This window comes from Citrobacter sp. Cpo103 (assembly GCF_030332605.1).
Taxonomy (GTDB): Bacteria; Pseudomonadota; Gammaproteobacteria; order Enterobacterales; family Enterobacteriaceae; genus Citrobacter; species Citrobacter portucalensis.
This window is the reverse complement of sequence record NZ_JAOWHO010000029.1, coordinates 514,603-534,008: the sequence shown is the minus strand read 5'-3', so window position 1 is coordinate 534,008 and position 19,406 is coordinate 514,603. Positions and strand designations below refer to the sequence as shown.

At 51.9% G+C, this 19,406-nt stretch carries 15 protein-coding genes; 3 read left to right on the top strand and 12 right to left on the bottom strand.

From position 1 onward, the window contains the following. Position 1: 1 nt before the first annotated feature. From wcaD to OGX89_RS11145, 7 genes are all read right to left on the bottom strand, one after another. Positions 2–1,219: a colanic acid polymerase WcaD gene (gene wcaD, locus OGX89_RS11175; protein WP_125112559.1), complete on the bottom strand. Its 1,218-nt coding sequence runs from the start codon at positions 1,217–1,219 to the stop codon at positions 2–4. Next, positions 1,194–2,411, bottom strand: a complete 1,218-nt coding sequence (gene wcaC / locus OGX89_RS11170; RefSeq protein WP_125112560.1) for a colanic acid biosynthesis glycosyltransferase WcaC — start codon at positions 2,409–2,411, stop codon at positions 1,194–1,196. Before wcaC ends, wcaD begins: the two co-directional genes overlap by 26 nt. Next, on the bottom strand, positions 2,408–2,896 hold the full coding sequence (gene wcaB / locus OGX89_RS11165) for a colanic acid biosynthesis acetyltransferase WcaB (protein WP_032943932.1): 489 nt from the start codon (positions 2,894–2,896) through the stop codon (positions 2,408–2,410). The genes wcaC and wcaB overlap by 4 nt, the downstream gene beginning before the upstream one ends. 2 nt (positions 2,897–2,898) lie before the next feature. Next, positions 2,899–3,741, bottom strand: coding sequence for a colanic acid biosynthesis glycosyltransferase WcaA (wcaA, locus tag OGX89_RS11160; protein WP_000206145.1), 843 nt, complete (start codon positions 3,739–3,741; stop codon positions 2,899–2,901). Between the two features lie 72 nt (positions 3,742–3,813). Beyond that, positions 3,814–5,976: a tyrosine-protein kinase Wzc gene (gene wzc / locus OGX89_RS11155; RefSeq protein WP_125112561.1), complete on the bottom strand. Its 2,163-nt coding sequence runs from the start codon at positions 5,974–5,976 to the stop codon at positions 3,814–3,816. Then, the gene (gene wzb, locus OGX89_RS11150; protein ID WP_003834265.1) at positions 5,973–6,422 is read right to left on the bottom strand and encodes a low molecular weight protein-tyrosine-phosphatase Wzb; all 450 of its coding nucleotides are present in this window, start codon (positions 6,420–6,422) and stop codon (positions 5,973–5,975) included. Before wzb ends, wzc begins: the two co-directional genes overlap by 4 nt. A gap of 5 nt (positions 6,423–6,427) precedes the next feature. Then, positions 6,428–7,567 carry a polysaccharide export protein gene (locus OGX89_RS11145; protein ID WP_003834266.1) on the bottom strand — a complete coding sequence of 380 codons (1,140 nt, stop codon included), beginning with the start codon at positions 7,565–7,567 and terminating at the stop codon, positions 6,428–6,430. 655 nt (positions 7,568–8,222) lie between these two features. Between OGX89_RS11145 and OGX89_RS11140 the strand changes: the two genes are divergently transcribed. After that, on the top strand, positions 8,223–9,806 hold the full coding sequence (locus tag OGX89_RS11140; protein ID WP_032934495.1) for a TerC family protein: 1,584 nt from the start codon (positions 8,223–8,225) through the stop codon (positions 9,804–9,806). Positions 9,807–9,850: 44 nt separating this feature from the next. On the opposite strand, the gene asmA is transcribed toward OGX89_RS11140, so the two are convergent. The 3 genes from asmA to udk all read right to left on the bottom strand — a co-directional run bounded on the left by asmA (position 9,851) and on the right by udk (position 13,045). Further along, complete coding sequence (gene asmA / locus OGX89_RS11135) at positions 9,851–11,704, bottom strand: outer membrane assembly protein AsmA (RefSeq protein WP_125112562.1); 1,854 nt, start codon at positions 11,702–11,704, stop codon at positions 9,851–9,853. Between the two features lie 26 nt (positions 11,705–11,730). Beyond that, positions 11,731–12,312: a dCTP deaminase gene (gene dcd, locus OGX89_RS11130; protein WP_003834269.1), complete on the bottom strand. Its 582-nt coding sequence runs from the start codon at positions 12,310–12,312 to the stop codon at positions 11,731–11,733. A 91-nt stretch (positions 12,313–12,403) separates the two neighbouring features. Beyond that, complete coding sequence (gene udk / locus OGX89_RS11125) at positions 12,404–13,045, bottom strand: uridine kinase (protein ID WP_003036776.1); 642 nt, start codon at positions 13,043–13,045, stop codon at positions 12,404–12,406. Positions 13,046–13,360: 315 nt separating this feature from the next. On the opposite strand from udk, the gene OGX89_RS11120 reads away from it, so the two are divergent. Next, the gene (locus OGX89_RS11120; RefSeq protein WP_279890854.1) at positions 13,361–16,690 is read left to right on the top strand and encodes a diguanylate cyclase; all 3,330 of its coding nucleotides are present in this window, start codon (positions 13,361–13,363) and stop codon (positions 16,688–16,690) included. Here OGX89_RS11120 and alkA read toward each other — a convergent pair. Then, positions 16,658–17,527 (bottom strand): DNA-3-methyladenine glycosylase 2, encoded by an 870-nt coding sequence (gene alkA / locus OGX89_RS11115; protein WP_003834271.1) that lies wholly within the window; start codon positions 17,525–17,527, stop codon positions 16,658–16,660. The genes OGX89_RS11120 and alkA overlap by 33 nt on opposite strands. Positions 17,528–17,663: 136 nt before the next feature. Between alkA and yegD the strand changes: the two genes are divergently transcribed. Then, complete coding sequence (yegD, locus tag OGX89_RS11110; protein ID WP_125112563.1) at positions 17,664–19,016, top strand: molecular chaperone; 1,353 nt, start codon at positions 17,664–17,666, stop codon at positions 19,014–19,016. A 99-nt stretch (positions 19,017–19,115) separates the two neighbouring features. On the opposite strand, the gene OGX89_RS11105 is transcribed toward yegD, so the two are convergent. Next, positions 19,116–19,175 (bottom strand): type I toxin-antitoxin system Ibs family toxin, encoded by a 60-nt coding sequence (locus OGX89_RS11105; protein ID WP_106672390.1) that lies wholly within the window; start codon positions 19,173–19,175, stop codon positions 19,116–19,118. Between the last annotated feature and the right edge of the window lie 231 nt (positions 19,176–19,406).

Sequence of the window (19,406 nt, the reverse complement as noted above, 5' to 3'; positions counted from 1 at the left end):
GTTACCTCGCGATATTCAGCGCCTTGCGCAATATAAACGGACATACAATTAAAAATGCGTATTCCGGACTAAATACTGAACCTGTAAAAAACAGGGACAACGGTGTAAAAAGATAAAGCTGCACCCGATAATTCTGATTATCGCCAAACGCATTGATCATCATTTTCATGACCTTCCCCATGTACCATAGGGCTAATATCACCGCGAACCATGAAAAATAAATAATCAGCAGATACAAACCATTGTCTATTGTTTTACCGACATCTGCACCGTTAAAAATTCCGAATGACGCGACGTATTCATAAAGTGAGCCAAATCTCACTACGCCATCAACATTCAGTAATGAATAACCGACCATCACCAATGGTCCTACGATACGATAATACGATGACGAACCTTCAGTTCCTAAATCACCAAGCCGCGTTGCGATGTACGGAAAAGCAAATATCACCCCAACTAAAAACACGCTTAATGAGATTATCGCCAGCGGTAGCTTCTTTTTTATCGCATCCTTATTCAGGTACTGGAATGCCCACTCCAGGAGATAAAACAAAATAAACGTCATTACCCCTGAAAAAGATCCTGATAATATTACCCCTGCCAGAATCATAGCATCGGACTTAGGTGTTTTGATACCAAACTGTTTGATACTGAGCCAAATTGAGATTAACGCCAGAGCGAAGAATGCCGGTTCGAAATAGAGTGCGGTGGTACGTTTCCCACCAAACTTAATAAAATTCAGAACATAGCTGTTACTGTAAATAAGATATTTCGAAATAACTTCCATTAAACTGCTGCCGCCGCTGAGAATTATTTGTGCCATTTCAACCGCAGCTAACCCCACCACCAGCCCCACCACCAGCCAGAAAAAACGCAAAATCTTAATGTAGTTATGCGGTGAAATGGTTTTGAAGCGAATACTCCACACCATGCCAATAATCACCACGGTATAAACAAACAGCATCGCTGACGTTACGTACTTGCTGGCATCCAGTGATTGACCGAACAGGTAGTTAAACGCCGTCAGCCCGCCCCCCACACCCAGTGCGATCATTAATTTTTTGATATTGATGCGCTCGACAAACAGCAACAGCAGAACGGGCAAGAACGTGACGATGGTTATCGGGAAGCTCTCGCCAAGCTGGGCAAGTTTGACGTTAACCAGCAGATAAAGCAGTGGTAGCACCAGATAGCTACAGATTCTGATAGAACGAGACATATTCCTCCAGCATCTGTTGCCCACTGTATGCCACCCGACTGCGCTGGCTGAACGCGGTAAGGGACGTGTCAAATACCGCCTGCGCAATGTCTGATTTTTTCAGCTGCACCAGCTGCAATACGTCCGCTTCGCTGAACGTTTTGCCGCCTGATTTAGCCAGCACTTCCTGCGCGGCATCGCTGCGTGTGGCAATTACCGGTACGCCGATGGAAAGTGCTTCGCACAGAATCAGCGGGTAGTTATCGACACGGGAGCTGAACACCAGTCCATCCATCTGGTTAAGCGCACTCATCAACGTGCGCTTATCGCTCTCAAAACCGTGGTTGATGACGTTATCTCCCGCAAATGGCGAAAATTTGCCGAAGGTATGCAGCTCAATTTTGTCCCCAAGCGCGGCAATCGCTCGCACCAGTTGTTGACTGGTTTTGCCGTCATAGCGCAGGTCATGAGCCACCACGGCAATTTTCGGCCGACCGCTCTCCGCAGGCATCGCGGGTAGTTCGCCAAGAATGGCTTCAGTTGCCACATCAATGCCATTATTGATAATACGGCAGCGTCCCACGCCATACAGGCTGTTGAATGCCTCAGCCACATGTTGACTGGGCGAGATAAACTGGCAACCCAGCGCCAGCATCGCACGGAACATCTGCCGCTTACCGGGCAACTGCTGATGGGCTTTATCGACTTTTACCGGCGGATAATTGCTGAGCGTTGGGCATTTCTGGCAGCCCGTTTTCCAGCCTTCGCAGCCATCAGTAAAGGCACAGCGCCCGGTCACGCTCCAGTGATCGTGCAGCGTCCAGACGAAGGTGATATCCGGTTTATGCGCCTTCACTTTTTGGCAAAAAGCGACCACCTCTTCCAGGTTCAACCAGTAGCTGTGCAACACATGAAAATGCAGTACCAGCGGGCCGGAGGTGCGGGTAACTTCACGATATAACTTGTTGAGATTGCCAAACATGTCGCGGTTCGCGAAACGAAACAGCGCAATGTTCGCCGCCGACGTCAGGCGCGGCGTATATTTGATAACCTGCGGGAAATTCGCATGACTGGCGCTTTTTTTACCGCCTTTGCCATAGCCATAGACAAACCGCGACGACAGCCCTTTTTCCAGCGACCTCAGATGCAAATCTAACGCCACACCTGCCGCCCCACCTTCTGCGAGTCGCACATTAAACTGTAATATCTTCATTTTATTACCTTCACCCGTGCCTTCTCGCCCACGACCAGCGTATTGTCCGGGACGCTATCCACCACAACGCTCCCGGCGCCAATCGTCACGTTATCGCCAATAGCAACGTCGCCGAGCAGGGTGACATTGGCCCCCAACTCAACGCCGTTACCGATGACCGGACAGGATGGATCGTTGGCACCAAGATTGCCGATAGTGACGCCGTGGCGTAGGGTAAAATCATCCCCCGCCACCACGTGTTTATTGATAACCACCCCATAGCCATGATGGATGGTGAAACGACGACCGATTGATGCAGCAGCCTGAATTTCATAGCCAAACAGGCATTCGGTGATAAGGCGGTACATCACCAGCACCGGGGCGGCCCACAGGTTGTTTATGATATTTTTTTTACGCCAGACGGAGCAAAAATGGGCAATCCGATAGGCCGCCACCATGCAGCAGGGGCGCAGACTCCAACCGTTCGCGCGTAAATCTTCCAGCATAATTAGCGTCCTCGCAGTCCGTCGGCCAGACGCTTACTGTTGCGAACAGAAAGCAGCGTCAGCAGCGTGCGCCAGTTCATCCGTTTGTTGCGGATCTGATAGAGGGTAAACAACTGATATTTCTTGCTGGCCCGGTCAAATTTGCCTTTGTGCTTGCGGTAAAACTGAAAGTAGCCGGAGAATTTATTCGGCGATGAGGTAATACGCATCTCGCCGTGATTCACATGCAGGATCTGCGTCGCCTCTTTGACCTTCCACGGTTTGCCATACGCCACCACCATGCGCAGGAAGATGTCGTAATCCTGCGCCGCTTTCAGCGTGGTATCGAACAGGCATGCTTTAAACCGCCATGCCCAGGTAAATACCTGATTACCAATGATGTTGCGCTTATAAAACCTGCGGCGTGAATAAACGGACTTCGGATAAAGCGGCAGACTGGTCGGCTGCGAATACACTTCGCCCTCACAGACATAGTCATTGGCATACAGAAACGCCCGTGTGACCAGTTGATGCCGATACTGCAGGAACACGCTCAGGCGGTTCGGCGTCCATTCATCATCATCATCAATCCCCGTAATGTATTGCCCGTTGGCCTGCATAATGGCCTGATTACGCACCGCACAGGCCCCGGAGTTGGTGGAATTATGTGTATACGACACGCGCGGATCGTTGAGTTCCTCAACAAACTGCTGCAACTGCTCATATGAGGAAGAGCAATCATCCACAATGATCATCTCCCAGTGAGGGTAGTCCTGGCGCAACACCGATTTAATCGCCCGAATGGCCAGCTGCTGGCGGTTCCAGGTTGGCATATAAATTGAAATTAGCGGGTTTTCTGTCGTCATTTTCGTTTCCGGATAGATACGCTTTTGTAGGCCGGATAAGGCGTTTTTGCCGCATCCGGCAGGGTTGGTGATTTATTTCGCATCCGACGTGTATTCGTATTCGTAGTAGCCGTAATCCTGATACCCGCTGGCACGACGGAAGATCGAGTTGAGGATCACCCCTTTAACCTGAATGCCATTTTGCTCGAAGCGACTCAGGCTGGTTTCCACCTCTTTCAGCGTGTTGACCGCATAACGCGCCACCATCAGCGTGGTGCCGACATGACGGCCAACAATCGCCGCATCGGTCACCGCCAGAATTGGTGGAGTGTCAATCAGCACCAGGTCATAGTGCGAGCTGGCCCAGGCAATCAGTTCGCCGAAACGCTCGCTCATCAGCAGCTCGGAAGGATTGGGAGGGATTTGACCGCGAGGGATCAGATCAAAATGCGGAATCGATGTCGGTTTGGCGCTGGATGAGATATCCCCCTTGCCAATCAGGATCTCAGACAGGCCGTTGACATTATTGGTACCCAGCAGTTCGTGGGTATAGCCTTTGCGCATATCGCAGTCGATCAACAGCACGCGTTTATTGGTCTGGCTGATGACTGCCGCCAGGTTGGCGCAGACAAACGTTTTGCCAATCGACGGGCTGACGCCGGTCAGCATCAATACGTTGTTACGCGCCTGCATCATGGCAAAGTGCAGGCTGGTACGCAGGCTACGGACCGCTTCTATGGCGAGATCGGTTGGATTACCCACGGCCAACAGCTGGCTTTGCTTGTAGCGTTTCACACCTTTAATGGTCTGAACGTTATCACGTGCTTTTTGCCATTCAGACAGAGGAATACTGGCATACACGCTGATACCATGCTCTTCCAGTGCCTGCGGGCTTTCAATACCGCGATTAAACAGAGAACGCAGCAGTACGCCCACCACGGAAAGCATCAAACCGAGAATGATACTGCCGAGAATAATCAGCGCCGTTTTCGGCTTCAGCACGCCAGGCTGGGCAATCGCGGGATCGACAATGCGCACATCGCCAACCGTACTGGCCTCGGTAATCTTCAGTTCCTGTTGCTTGTTCAGCAACTGCATATAGACCTGCTGACCGGACTCCACATCACGCGTCAGACGAACAATTTCCTGCTGCGTTTTCGGCATCGCCGTTACGCGCCCGTTCAGCTTACTTTTCTCATCTTCCAGCGCCTGGCGTTTTTCCAGCAGCGTGCGGTACGCCGGATGCGCTTTGGTGAACAGCTTGGAAATCTCCGCTTCTTTGAAGGTCAGTTCATTCAACTGCGCATCGATATTCACCATCGAATCCAGCACCGCTTTGGCTTCCAGCGGCAAATCCACGGAGTCTTTATCCTGGCGAAAGGCGTTCAGCTTGTTTTCAGCAACGTCCAGCCGATTACGCACCTCAGGCAGTTGCTTTGCCAGAAACGCCAGGCTTTTGGCGGCCTCTTCGGATTTACGTTCCACATTTTGTTGCAGATAGTTGCGGGTAATACTGTCGAGGATCTGGCGGATTTGCTCGCGGTCTTCGCCGGTAAAGGTCAGGCTCAATACGCCGGTGTCTTTGCCCGTTTCCGTCACCGTCAGGTTATTTTGCAGGGTGTTTATCATGCCCAGCGTGGAGAATTTGCTGACGGTAAATTGGCTCTCCGGGCTGGCATGAATCGCCTCAACCAGCATCGTCACGCCATCATGTTCCAACACCTTGCCGACTTGCCCCCGGGCGCTAAAACCCCCGTCACTCGCCAGTTGATAGCTTGTGTCATTCAGCACATTGAGCGTGAAGGTCTGTTCATTCATTGCCTTTGGCAGCGTGAAGGTGGTCACATTAACCGTTTCGTTCTGACGCCCCATCAGCCGGTCCCAGCCCGCGCCAAAAATAGGGAATGTATCTTTGGTAACGGCGATATCGAGGTTAAGATCGTCTACCGTTTTTCCTAATACCAAACGCGACTGGATGAGCTGAATTTCCGCTTCCGAGGCCGGAGGTTTGTTCGACAACGCCGAGCCAATATCCTGCACCAGTGAATTTCCGGTATTTTGCTCAATTTGCACCAGCGCGTCCGCACTGTAGATGGGTGTGGCGAACAACGTGTAGACCGCGGCACACAATGCAAAAGCCGTGGTAATGCCAAGAACCCACCAGCGGGCTTCCACCACCGTTGCGACCAGACGACCAATATCGATTTCATCATTGCCCGTTACCGGCGCAGCAGACTGTTTTACTTTTTCTGTCATTGTTTTCCCTGCTCTGCGTTCAGTGCCTGAGCCCATTGGCGGGCAGACCGTTCAAGTAATGCGTACACCGCGTCAAACGAATCACGGCTTTTACGATACGGATCGGGAATTTCGCGCTCGCTGTCCCAGTGCCCAAAAAGCATCACTTTGCCGCGCATCTCCGGCACCATTTCACACAGGGCAGAGATATGGCGCTTTTCCATGGTCAGGATCAGGTCATACTCCCGGCACATTCGTCCCGTGATCTGCCGGGCACAATGATTATCCAGGGACAAGTTGTGCGCCTGCGCCACGCTAATGGCGCACGGATCCGCGCCTTTCCCCACCAACGCCCCAAGACCGGCAGAAGAGACCGTTAACGCCGGATGAAATTGCCTTAACAAGCGCTCTGCTGTCGGGGAACGGCAAATGTTCCCCACACAGACAACTAAGATTTTGTTAAACATGATGATTACCAGTTGTGAAGGTCGCTGGCCGTGTCCGTCATATAGCGAACACCGCTAATAGTCGGCAGCAACTGATTGATCAAACGGTTCCAGCGAGCAACCGGCGCGGTAGTGACGTACACCACATCGTATGGCTGGAGTCGGAATGATGTTGCCATCACCAGCGACGTCGCATCGGACATATCAAGCTGATAGATATTGGCGATCTTGCCGTTGTTCCCGCCCTCGCCTTTCAATGGTCGAATAACGAAAATGCCGCTGGCGTTGGAGGTGGTCAGGTCGATACCTTCGGCATTGCCCAGCGCTTCGGTAAGCGTCATGCCGCTGAAGTCCATTTTGAGGGTGCTCTGTTTTTTCACTTCCCCCATTACGAAGACTTTCAGATCGTCATTACGCGGAACAAACAGAATGTCGCCAGGATAGAGCAGGCGGTTCTGGCTCAGGTCGCCATTTTGCATCAGCGCTTGCAGTGAAATACGTTGCTCCTGCCCTTTATGAGTCAGCACAACGTTGCGCCAGTCTGCTGCCTCGGTGAGACCGCCAGCGGCGTTAATGGCATCGAGAACGGTAAGCGGTACGTTGGTGATGGCCTGCTGGCCGGATTTGTTCACCTGCCCGGAGACATAGGCCTTCTGCGAGCGGAAAGCGGCGATATTAACGTCCACCTGCGGGTCAGCAATGTACTTCGCTAAGCGCCCGGTAATATCACTACGAATCTCTGCCAACGTTTTCCCTACCACGCTGACTTTGCCGATGTAGGGGTAAAACATGGTGCCATCAGGCTGCACCCAGTTGCCGGTATCGCTTGAGCTACGGTACTGCCCGGCTGGCGTGGTGAGTTCAGGATGGTCCCAGACTGTCACATTCAGGACATCCCCCGGGCCGACCCGGTACTGATATCCGGAAATCTCCTGGTCCAGCGACATATTAGGCTGTGCAACATTTGGTCGAGGACGTAATTGTTCGACCAGCCGTGGCGTGAGTGGATAAACATTCACCATGCGATCGATATCAAAATCAGCGTCCTGCTGTTTAATCACATCTTTGCCCATCGTAGACATATTGCTGCCCGGAAGCACGGTACAACCGTTTATCAAGATCACCGATACCAATACTGGCATCAATTTAAGTTTGGATTTCATCATTGATTATTTATCACTTTGGCAGAGTATTTATCACATGCAATCTAAATAGCGACTTCGCCTGTACGTATTTACCTTGCCGTTAATTGAAATGGAATTTAACTGGCATCAGTCCTAAAAAAAATGTATTCATCTGCGGTCTCTTGACAGAATAATTTAGGCTTGTTTCAGGCGACCAGACACGCTACCGCCCCTGGCTTCACTAGCTACCAATGCACTGATTAATTTAAATTTTTATCTTCTCCTTTATTTTCATCACATTTACAGCGTTAACGCATCGGGAATGGCGTCACTGATTGATGAGGAAATATTTATCTTTTGATTATTACCGCAAGAATTGTTGCAGCTATGCGAATATCAGGCAAGATAACAAACCGCCGATACCCGGCTTTTAAGATTAATATTAAGCGTCGGATTTATATATTTTTAGGATTTTATTGATATTGACAATGTTGATATAAAAATATTCCACCTGCGATATTTCCTAAATATTTTTAGATTAATAAAAACATTTCCTGTAGTTACATTAAGGCTATTATCCTGCGTCTGTTCTGATATAACCGACAGAGAAATCCCTTCTCGCCATTGCATTTTTCGCCAGTTTTACCCATGATCGAATTGTGACAATTGTCATACAACTATGGGTATAGCATTTACTATGGAATGGATTGCCGATCCGTCAATCTGGGCCGGACTGGTCACGTTAATCGTGATCGAACTTGTTCTTGGCATTGATAATCTTGTTTTTATTGCCATCCTCGCGGAGAAATTGCCTCCTGCCCAGCGGGATAAGGCGCGTATTACCGGGCTACTGCTGGCGATGGTTATGCGCCTGCTGCTGCTGGCATCAATATCCTGGCTGGTAACGCTGACCACGCCGCTGTTCAGCATTCGCGATCTCAGCTTCAGCGCCCGCGATCTGATCATGCTGTTCGGTGGTTTCTTCCTGCTGTTTAAAGCCACTATGGAGCTCAACGAACGGCTGGAAGGGAAAGACAGCGATAACCCCACCCAGCGTAAAGGCGCTAAGTTCTGGGGGGTGGTCGCGCAGATCGTGGTGCTGGACGCCATCTTCTCTCTGGATTCCGTCATTACCGCTGTTGGCATGGTCGATCACCTGGCGGTGATGATGGCGGCAGTCATTATTGCCATCAGCCTGATGTTGCTGGCCAGCAAGTCGCTGACGCGCTTTGTTAACAGCCATCCAACTATTGTTATTCTGTGTCTGAGCTTCCTGCTGATGATTGGTTTCAGTCTGGTGGCCGAAGGGTTTGGTTTCCATATCCCGAAAGGTTACCTGTACGCGGCCATCGGCTTCTCGGTCATGATCGAAGCATTGAACCAGTTGGCTATCTTTAACCGTCGTCGCTTCCTCTCAGCCAACCATACTCTGCGCCAGCGCACCGCCGAGGCGGTAATGCGACTGCTGAGCGGGCAAAAAGAAGATGCTGAACTGGATGCCGAAACCGCGGCGATGCTGGCGGATCATCATGAAGGTCAAATTTTTGCGCCTCAGGAGCGGCGGATGATTGAACGTGTGCTGAACTTCAATCAGCGTACCGTCAGCAGTATCATGACCTCGCGCCACGATATTGAACATATCGACCTCAATGCGCCCGAAGCAGAAATCCGCGCCTTACTGGAAAAAAACCAACATACGCGTCTGGTGGTCACTGGCGAAGACGAGCAGGAGGAACTGCTGGGCGTGGTGCATGTCATCGATTTGCTGCAGCAGTCTCTGCGCGGCGAGCCGCTCGACCTGCGCGTATTGATTCGCCAGCCGCTGGTGTTCCCAGAAACTCTGCCGCTGCTTCCTGCGCTTGAGCAGTTCCGTAATGCCCGCACGCATTTCGCGTTTGTAGCCGATGAATTTGGTTCCGTCGAAGGGATTGTGACGCTGAGTGATGTGATGGAAACCATCGCCGGCAATCTGCCAAACGAGGTAGAGGAAATCGACGCCCGCCATGATATTCAGAAAAACGCCGATGGTTCGTGGACCGCTAACGGACATATGCCGCTGGAAGACCTGGTGCAGTACGTGCCCATCCCATTAGATGAAAAACGTGAGTATCACACTATTGCCGGGCTGTTAATGGAGTATTTGCAACGCATTCCAAAAACCGGGGAGGAAGTCCAGGTTGGTGACTATCGGCTAAAAACCCTGCAGGTGGAAAATCATCGCGTGCAAAAGGTCCAGCTGATACCGCTACACGGTGAAGAAGAGATGGATTACGAGGTGTAAGTCACGAGCCGGATGGGGCATTAGCCACCATCCGGCAATATGAATCAGAGCTTATCCAGCAACTTTTTAACATCTTTGCCGTTGCGGGAATCTTTATTGCGATCTGCCCAGTCATTCAGACGACGTTTTGCTTCATCCTGCAGATGCTTACGCAAAAGCTGATCAACTTGCAGACTGTAGTTCAGTGATTGCCACTGGCCATAGACCCTGAGAGGAACTGGGGTGGCCTTCAGGAAACTAATCAACTTACTTTCGCCATCCCAACCGCCCAGCACGCGAATGTTAAACAGCGTGTCGCAATTCTGCTTCACCAGATCTAACGTTCCTTTGCCGGTTAGCGCCAACATCGCGGACTCCCCTGCCATGTTATCCAGCGTCACCTCTCCGTTATCCAGCGTCATATCGGTTACAAAATGATCCAACCGGGTCACGTTATCGAGGTTTTGCTGAGATTTAACATCCCCACCGCTGCGTTCTACAGCCTGTTGAATCATCTGCTGGAAGTTCATCCCTTCCATTCGCGTATCGTTCATTTCGACATGAGCCTGCCCTTGCCAGCTATGGCGAAACGCCTGGGCATCAATATCTGAGCCGGAAAAATCCCCTGCCAGCGACAGCTTGCCGGTGAGTGCGATGGGGTAATCAAAGGCCTTCAAAATAGTGCCAATTTCCACACCTTCCAGGCGCGGATGAAAGACCGCTCGCGGTTCTCCCTTTCTGGCATCCAGTGTGCCGGGCAGTGAGATCAGCCCGCCATCACTTTTTCCCTGCAACTGCGCAATGTTCAGTAAGCCGAACCGGTTGTCTATTTTTGCCGAGACATTCTCAAACGCCATTTTCCGCCACAGCACTTTGTCAGCCTGCAAAGCGATGTCTGCCGAAAAACCTTTGAGTCCTTGATACGAAACGGCATCAACCTGGGAAGCAATGACGGGGCGCACCAGCGTTGGCTGACTCTGACCTTGCTGAACGTCACCGTTTGCTGTCGCCGCTGCGTCATGTTGTACGAGCAGATTATCCAGATTGAGCTGGCCAAATTTTAGGTCGACGGCCCATTCCGGTTTTTCCAACAAGGCCACATGCGCTTGCCCAGAGAAAGAAGAGTCATTAGCGGTCAAATTTATCTGGCTAAACGAAAGCTGTTTTTTCTCTTCCAGCCATTGCGCCTGAAGATGTCCCTGACCGTTGATTCCCTGCGGCGGCAGATCGGCCCCCTGCAGTTGCCAGCTTAACTGCGCAATATTCGCAGATAAGTTGTGCGGATAATCGGAGGCATCGACCGTGCCGTTAAAGGATAACGCGAGATCGCGCTGATCGCGGTTCACACGCCCGGAAAAATCAAACGTGCCGCGGTGCTGGCTATCTTGTTCCATCTCCAGACGAATATCACGAACGGTAACTTGTTCGTCGTCTTCATGCTGGAATACCAGAACACTGTCGGCAACCCGCAAACGGGCGATATCAAACGACCACCCTTTGTCTTCCGCCAGATCGGGCAACATATTGTCTTTTGGGGCAACGGGCGCATCTTTACCGCGCACCGCCTCAGTTTGCGGGGTCAGTTGAATCACTGCGCCTTTGAGCATCACCTGCTTCACGCTGAGCTGGTGGCTCAACAGCGGCCATAACGCAACGTCAAGACGCATATTGTCGGCACGAACCAGAGGTTCGCTGGCACCTTCAGCCGTTAACACCACTCGCCCTGAGAGGATACTCAGTTGCGGCCATACGTGCCAACGCAGGGGGCCATCCAACTGCAGCTGATATCCGCTACGTGCGGCAACCTGCTTGACCATATACGCGCGGAAATCATTCGGATTAACCAACAGTACTAACGCAGAAAAGCCGGCCACCAGCACGACCAGAAGAATCATCAGCGTCGTCAGAAATCGTCTCATGCTATCCCCAATGGACTGAAAAACACTCAGTCTTTATCGATCCGGCTGGCAACAGCGCCCTGCTGGTCGCGATACTTCGCATCCTGACGACGGTTGTATGGTCGCGCTGCCGGACCAGAAAGCGGTTCGAAACTTAACGCGCCAATCGGCATGCCCGGACGCAGAGCCAGGGGTAATTTTCCGGAGTTGTAAAACTCCAGTACGATACAGCCAGACCAGCCCGGATCGATACGGTGTGCGGTGACGTGTACCATCAGTCCCAGACGAGCCAGCGAAGAACGGCCATCTAACCAACCGACGAGATCGGAAGGCAGCGTCACAGATTCAAATGTTACTGCCAGCGCAAGCTCACCCGGATGCAAGAAGAATGCCTCGCCGTCCTTGAGGACGATTTCATCACTCATCACGCGATCCAGCGCGGCGCTGACTTCATCTTTCGGTCCGCTCAAATCGATATACGCCGCTGTATGACCGCGGAACGTACGGAATTTGTTGCCAAGACGCACATCTACCGTGGCGCCATTGATTCGCTCGACAGGAGGGCGTGGAGTGATCGACAGGCGACCTTCATCCAACCAGGCTTCAATATCTCGGTCACATAAACGCATGGCACTTTCTCCTTTCGTGCTTCAAACCCTTAATGCCAGGTGCGTTAAGGGTGAACCAGGTTATCACTGAACGGTACACAATTCGCTGAACTTATTCAAAGAACTGACTGATTTTAGCCTTCAGAATATCGATGGCGATGCGGTTTTTACCCCCGCGCGGCACAATGATGTCGGCGTATTGTTTTGAAGGCTCAATAAATTGCAGGAACATTGGGCGGACGGTTTTCTGGTATTGCGCCATCACCGAATCCATTGAACGACCACGTTCATTCACATCGCGCTTGATACGGCGCATCAGACAAATATCCAGCGGCGTATCAACAAAAATAGAAAAGTTCATCTCATCGCGCAAACGCGCATCCGTCAGCAGCAAAATGCCTTCCAGGATGATGACTTTCTTCGGTTCGATATGAATAGTGTCTTGCGTACGCGTGTGCTCAACATAGCTATAAACCGGCAGCTCAATGGCAGAGCCGCGTTTCAGCGTTTGCAGATGTTGAAACAGCAGGCTGTGGTCCATCGCGTTCGGATGGTCGTAGTTGGTTTTTACGCGTTCTTCCATCGACAGATGGCTTTGATCTTTGTAATAGCTGTCTTCGGGAATAACGCCAATATGTTCGTCACCGACTTGTTCACGCAATTCGCGATAAAGAGTACTGGCAATAAGGCTCTTGCCGGAAGCCGATGCGCCGGCAATGCCGATAATGACGCACTGATGGGACTGATCAGTCATAAATTTAGCGACCTGATTAACCTGGATGTTAGGAAGGGCGGCGCCGAAACGCCAAACGCGGCAATTATAGGGATTTCAGCGGCGCGATGCCACCCCAGGCTGCACCAATGCTGTCCCTGTCGCAAATTAAAATGGTCAGATTTAGAACAGCCGCTATATTTATTCACCTGCCTTAGGAATTAATAGCTTGGGAGTGTTAATTTATGAGCAGCTGGCGTATAAATTGTAAATTGTTTGTACTAGCATAATCCCAGATTAAATGTGATGCGTTCGGCATCTCTGCTGGGCGACAACGGCTATTTGGGTAGAGTGGTAATGAGTAAACAATCCCAACATGTTTTAGTTACCTTACCCCATCCTCTACTGCGCCTGGCCAGTTTAGGTCTGGTGGCTTTCATCTTTACGTTGTTTTCGCTGGAACTGTCACGTTACGGCGCACAGCTTGCACCGCTGTGGTTTCCAACCTCTATCATGATGGTGGCTTTTTACCGTCACGCGGGAAAGATGTGGCCAGGGATCGCGCTGGCTTGCTCATTCGGTAGCATCGGCGCCTCTTTACTTTTTTTCCCCGGACAGTCGCTTAATTTCTCCTATACGGTCATTAACATTATTGAGGCTGTTGTTGGCGCAATGTTATTGCGTAAACTGCTGCCCTGGTACAATCCCTTACAAAATTTGAATGACTGGGCGCGCCTGGCATTTGGTAGCGCGGTTGTTCCGCCACTGTTGGGCGGCATATTGATGTGGTTGTTGCTGCCGAAGGACACATCATTAAATACCTTTCTCATTTGGGTACTGTCAGAATCCATTGGCGCACTGGCGTTGGTGCCGTTAGGTTTACTGTTTAAACCACATTACCTGTTGCGCCATCGCGACCCGCGATTATTGCTTGAGACCCTGATCACCCTGCTGGTGACCTTAACGCTCAGTTGGCTGTCCATGATGTACATTCCATGGCCATTTACCTGCGTTATTGTCCTGCTGATGTGGAGCGCTGTCCGTCTGCCGCGTATGGAGGCGTTTTTAATATTCCTCAGCACCGTGATGATGGTTTCGCTGATGCTGGCTGCCGACCCTTCGCTGCTTTACACCCCGAAACCGAACATGATGACGGACATCCCCTGGTTACCGTTTTTGATGATCCTGTTGCCCGCTAATATGATGACCATGGTGATGTACGCGTTTCGAGCCGAACGCAAGCACATTTCAGAAAGCGAGTCACGCTTTCGTAACGCCATGGAATATTCCGCGATTGGCATGGCTTTAGTCGGTACCGAGGGACAATGGTTACAGGCCAATAAAGCCTTGTGCCAGTTTCTGGGCTATAGCCAGGAGGAGTTACGTTCACTGACCTTCCAGCAATTGACCTGGCCGGAAGATTTGAACAACGACATTGAACAGCTGAACATGCTGGCACGCGGAGAGATTAATAGCTATTCCATGGAAAAACGCTATTACACCCGCGCAGGCGACGTCGTCTGGGCGTTGCTGGCGGTTTCGTTAGTGCGTCATAGCGACAATACCCCACTCTACTTTATTGCGCAGGTTGAGGACATTAACGACCTGAAGCATACCGAATGGATCAACAAACGGTTGATGGAGCGCATCACCCTCGCCAATGAAGCCGGGGGGATTGGGATTTGGGAATGGGAACTCCAGCCTGACGTGATCAGCTGGGATAAACGGATGTTCGATCTCTACGAAGTTCCTGCGCATATCAAGCCCAGTTGGCAAGTCTGGTATGAGTGCGTGGTACCCGAAGATCGTGAGTACGCCGAAAATGTGATTCGTGATTCACTGGCCGCACGGGCTCCGTTTAAGCTTGAGTTTCGTATCGCGGTAAAAGATGGCATACGCCATATCCGTTCGTTGGCCAACCGGGTACTGAATAAAGACGGTGAAGTTGAACGCTTGCTTGGTATCAATATGGATATGACCGAAGTCAAGCAGCTTAACGAAGCGCTGTATCAAGAAAAAGAGCGTCTGCACATTACGCTGGATTCAATCGGCGAAGCGGTGATTTGTATTGATGTCGATATGAACGTGACCTTTATGAATCCGGTCGCTGAGAAAATGAGCGGCTGGCAGCAGGACAGTGCCATCGGCATTCCGCTATTGACGGTACTACATATTACTTTTGGCGAGAACGGTCCGCTGATGGAAAATATCTACAGTGCTGACATGTCGCGTACGGCAATCGAACAGGAAGTGGTCCTGCATTGCCGTAACGGCAACAGTTATGACATTCAGTACAGCATCACGTCTCTCAGCACCCTCGACGGCGGCAGCATTGGCTCAGTGTTGGTTATTCAGGACGTCACAGAGTCACGGAAGATGCTCCGCCAGCTTAGCTACAGCGCCTCGCATGATGACCTGACGCAGTTGGCAAACCGGGTCAGTTTCGAAAACCATCTAAAACAATTGCTGCATTCGGTACACGATACGCACCAGCGTCATGTGCTGGTTTTTATCGATTTGGATCGTTTTAAAGCGGTGAACGACAGCGCGGGTCATGCCGCTGGCGATGCCCTGCTGCGTGAACTCTCAGCGCTTATGCTCAGCATGTTGCGATCCAGCGATATGCTGGCGCGCCTGGGCGGCGACGAGTTTGGTCTGTTGCTACCGGATTGTAATATCGAAAGCGCCCGCTTTATTTCAGGTCGCGTCATCAGCGCCATTAATGATTACCACTTCATGTGGGAAGGCCGCTTACACCGTATTGGCGCCAGCGCAGGGATTACGCTCATTGATGAGAAAAACCATGTCGCGACCGATGTGATGTCTCAGGCCGATATTGCCTGTTATGCGGCGAAAAACAGTGGGCGTGGACGCGTCTGCGTTTATGAACCGCAGCAAAGCCAGGGTCATGACGCGTGTAGTCAACTGACATTGGATGAGCAAAGACACACCATTATGCACAACCCAATGCTGATGATCGCCAGAGGTGTGGCTTCCCCGCGTATACCGGAGACGTTTAGCTTCTGGCTTCTCTCGCTTCGCTTAGGCACCGCTGAAGGTGAAGCCATTGAGGAGCAAGCCTTCCGCGCCGGGCTGGTCGATCCCGCGTTAAGCAAGGCGCTTGACCGTCGGGTATTTAGCGAGTTCTTCCAGAATGCTGCCCCAGCCATCGCCAACAAGGGTCTCAGTATTGCCCTGCCCCTTTCCGCCGCCGGCCTGCTCAACACAGAACTTATCGATGAGCTGCTGGAGCACTTGCAACACAGTCCTCTACCGCCGCGATTGCTGCATCTGACCGTTCCGGCAAGCGTCATCAAAACCAACCCAACGCAGGCGATATCCGCCCTGCATCGACTGCGTCAGTACGGTTGTCGAATTGTGTTAAGTCAGGTTGGTCGCGATTTAGAGCTTTTTGACAACCTGAAATATCACATTGTCGATTACCTGTTGCTCGACAGCGAGCTAAGTGCCAGCGCTCCCGGCAACCTGATCGACGAAATGTGGGTGTCCATTATCCAGGGTCATGCCCAGCGCCTGGACATAAAAACTATCGCCGGCCCGGTGCAGTTGCCACTCATCATGGATACGCTTTCTGGCATCGGTATTGATATGATTTATGGCGATATTATTGCCGATGCCCAACCGCTGGATCTGCTACTGAATACCAGTAATTTCGCCATCAACTGACGGCTGCCAGCCATCCGTATACCAGATATGCAACAGCGCATAGGAGCGCCAGGGTTTCCAGCGCTCTGCATACCGTCGGATCTGGGCCGGTGTCATGCCGGGAAAACGCTGCTTAATCAGATAATCATCCGGCAGAAAAACGTCCTTCGCCTGCCAGCCGCGCAGTGCAAAGTAGTTGGCGGTCCAACGTCCTATCCCGGGAAACGTTTGTAGCTGCTTAACGCCTTGTTCGATATCGGTAGGGGCTGTTGTCGCGAGCGCTCCCTCAAGCATTGCGCGAGCCAGATGAATCAACGCTTCAGCGCGTTTGAGCGGCATTCCTAACGCTTTCAGGTGCAGCGGATCGGCATTGGCAAGCGCTTCCGGCGTAGGAAAACACACATACTCGGGTGCATCCTCCAGCGCTTCCCCGTAAGCATGCGCCACTTTCGCCGTCAGTTTCGCGGCCATCAATACGCTGACTAACTGCCCTAAAATCGCCCGCACCCCTTGCTCAAACGCATCGACACATCCCGGTAGGCGCAGTCCAGGACGCGCCGCACCGAGGCTACCCAGCGCGGCGATAATTTGCTGCGGGCAACAGCCAAGATCGAACAAGCGCGTTATTTTTGCCAGGCACTCGGAAGCTACCGGCTGTAACCCTGTGCTCAATGTCACGTGTAGCACGTTGGCGTGCAGATCCGGGACAACGCGCACCAGACCACGATGTCCCCCTACGGACAGGCTTCTGACATAATCCAGCTTTCCTACGGTTTCGACACCTTCCACCGCACGGGCGGCAAGAAACCCCAGCATCCAGGGCCAGTCATAAGGCGGTTGCCAGCTCAGCGTGAACATTCAGTTTTCCTTTTTACGCAAACCTACAGCATAAACGGTATTCAATCAGTACGCCTTGCTTTCATATTCCAGTTGTCGGGGCGTCAACTATTCGTTAAAGTCACGCCCCTTCTTCACTGGCATGGGGATTTTTACGGTGTTTATTGGTTTTGACTACGGTACGGCAAACTGTTCAGTGGCCGTTATGCGTGACGGGCAGCCTCACCTGCTCAAAATGGAAAATAACAGCACGCTGCTACCCTCAATGTTGTGCGCACCAACGCGCGAAGCGGTTAGCGAGTGGCTGTATCGCCATCACGACATCCCAACTACGGACGATGAAACGCAGGCGCTGCTTCGCCGCGCGATGCGCTACAACCGCGAAGAAGACATCGACGTTAACGCCAACAGCGTGCAGTTCGGTCTGGCATCGCTGGGTCAGTATATTGAAGACCCGGAAGAGGTGTACTTCGTTAAATCGCCAAAATCATTTTTGGGTGCCAGCGGTCTGAAGCCACAGCAGGTTGCGCTGTTTGAAGATCTGGTCTGTGCAATGATGCTGCACATTCGCAACCAGGCGCAAAGCCAGCTGCCGGAAGCTATCACTCAGGCCGTGATTGGTCGTCCCATCAACTTCCAGGGATTAGGTGGCGATGACGCCAACACCCAGGCGCAGGGTATTCTTGAACGTGCAGCCAAACGTGCCGGTTTTCAGGATGTCGTCTTCCAGTACGAGCCGGTAGCCGCGGGACTGGATTACGAAGCCACACTGCAGGATGAGAAACGCGTGCTGGTGGTAGATATTGGCGGGGGTACGACCGACTGTTCACTGCTGCTGATGGGGCCGCAATGGCATCAGCGCGCCGATCGCGAAAACAGCCTGCTGGGACACAGTGGCTGCCGCGTAGGCGGGAACGATCTGGATATCGCGCTGGCGTTTAAACACCTGATGCCGCTGCTGGGTATGGGCGGTGAGACTGAAAAAGGTATCGCCTTACCGATTCTCCCCTGGTGGAACGCGGTCGCAATCAACGACGTTCCCGCGCAAAGTGATTTCTACAGCAGCGCCAATGGTCGTTTACTGAACGATCTTGTCCGCGACGCGAAAGAAGCCGATAAAGTCGCTTTTCTGCTTAAAGTCTGGCGCGAGCGTCTGAGCTACCGCCTGGTGCGCAGCGCAGAAGAGAGCAAAATCGCGCTTTCTGACCAAACCATTGTAACGGCGGCGATACCGTTTATCAGCGACACGCTGGCAACCGATATCAATCAACACGGACTGGAAGCCGCGCTCAATCAGCCCCTGGCGCGCATTCTGGAGCAGGTCCAGCTGGCGCTGGACAACGCGCAGGAAAAACCGGACGTGATTTATTTGACCGGCGGCAGCGCGCGTTCACCGCTGATTAAAAAAGCCCTCGCCCAGCAGCTTCCCGGAATCCCTATCGCGGGTGGCGATGATTTCGGTTCAGTTACCGCCGGACTGGCCCGCTGGGCTGACGTTGTTTTCCGCTAAGCCACTCGCATGGTGAAAAGTGTGCATATTGACATCATCCTTGCTGTGGCTTATTTTCAGGAGTGAGGGTTAGGGAGGGTTTCCCCTCCCCCTGGTGTCTTAGTAAGCCGGTAAGCTAATGACTAAGAGTATCACCAGTATGATGACGTACTTCATCATAACCCTTTCCTTATTTTGGCCCCTTCCTCGGGAGGGGCTTTCCCGTTCCAGCGTCCCGCTGAAATCTCTGGCTTTCCTCCTTTTTGCCTTGTCAGCACTCTATCGCACAATTGCGCATTCGCTATCTTCACCACCGATTGTTGCGTAACACCTCGCAAAGCCGCGTCAGCATTCAGACGAATCCCGACAGTGTTTCATAATTCCTCCATTTTTCTCCCTTGTTCACTGGCT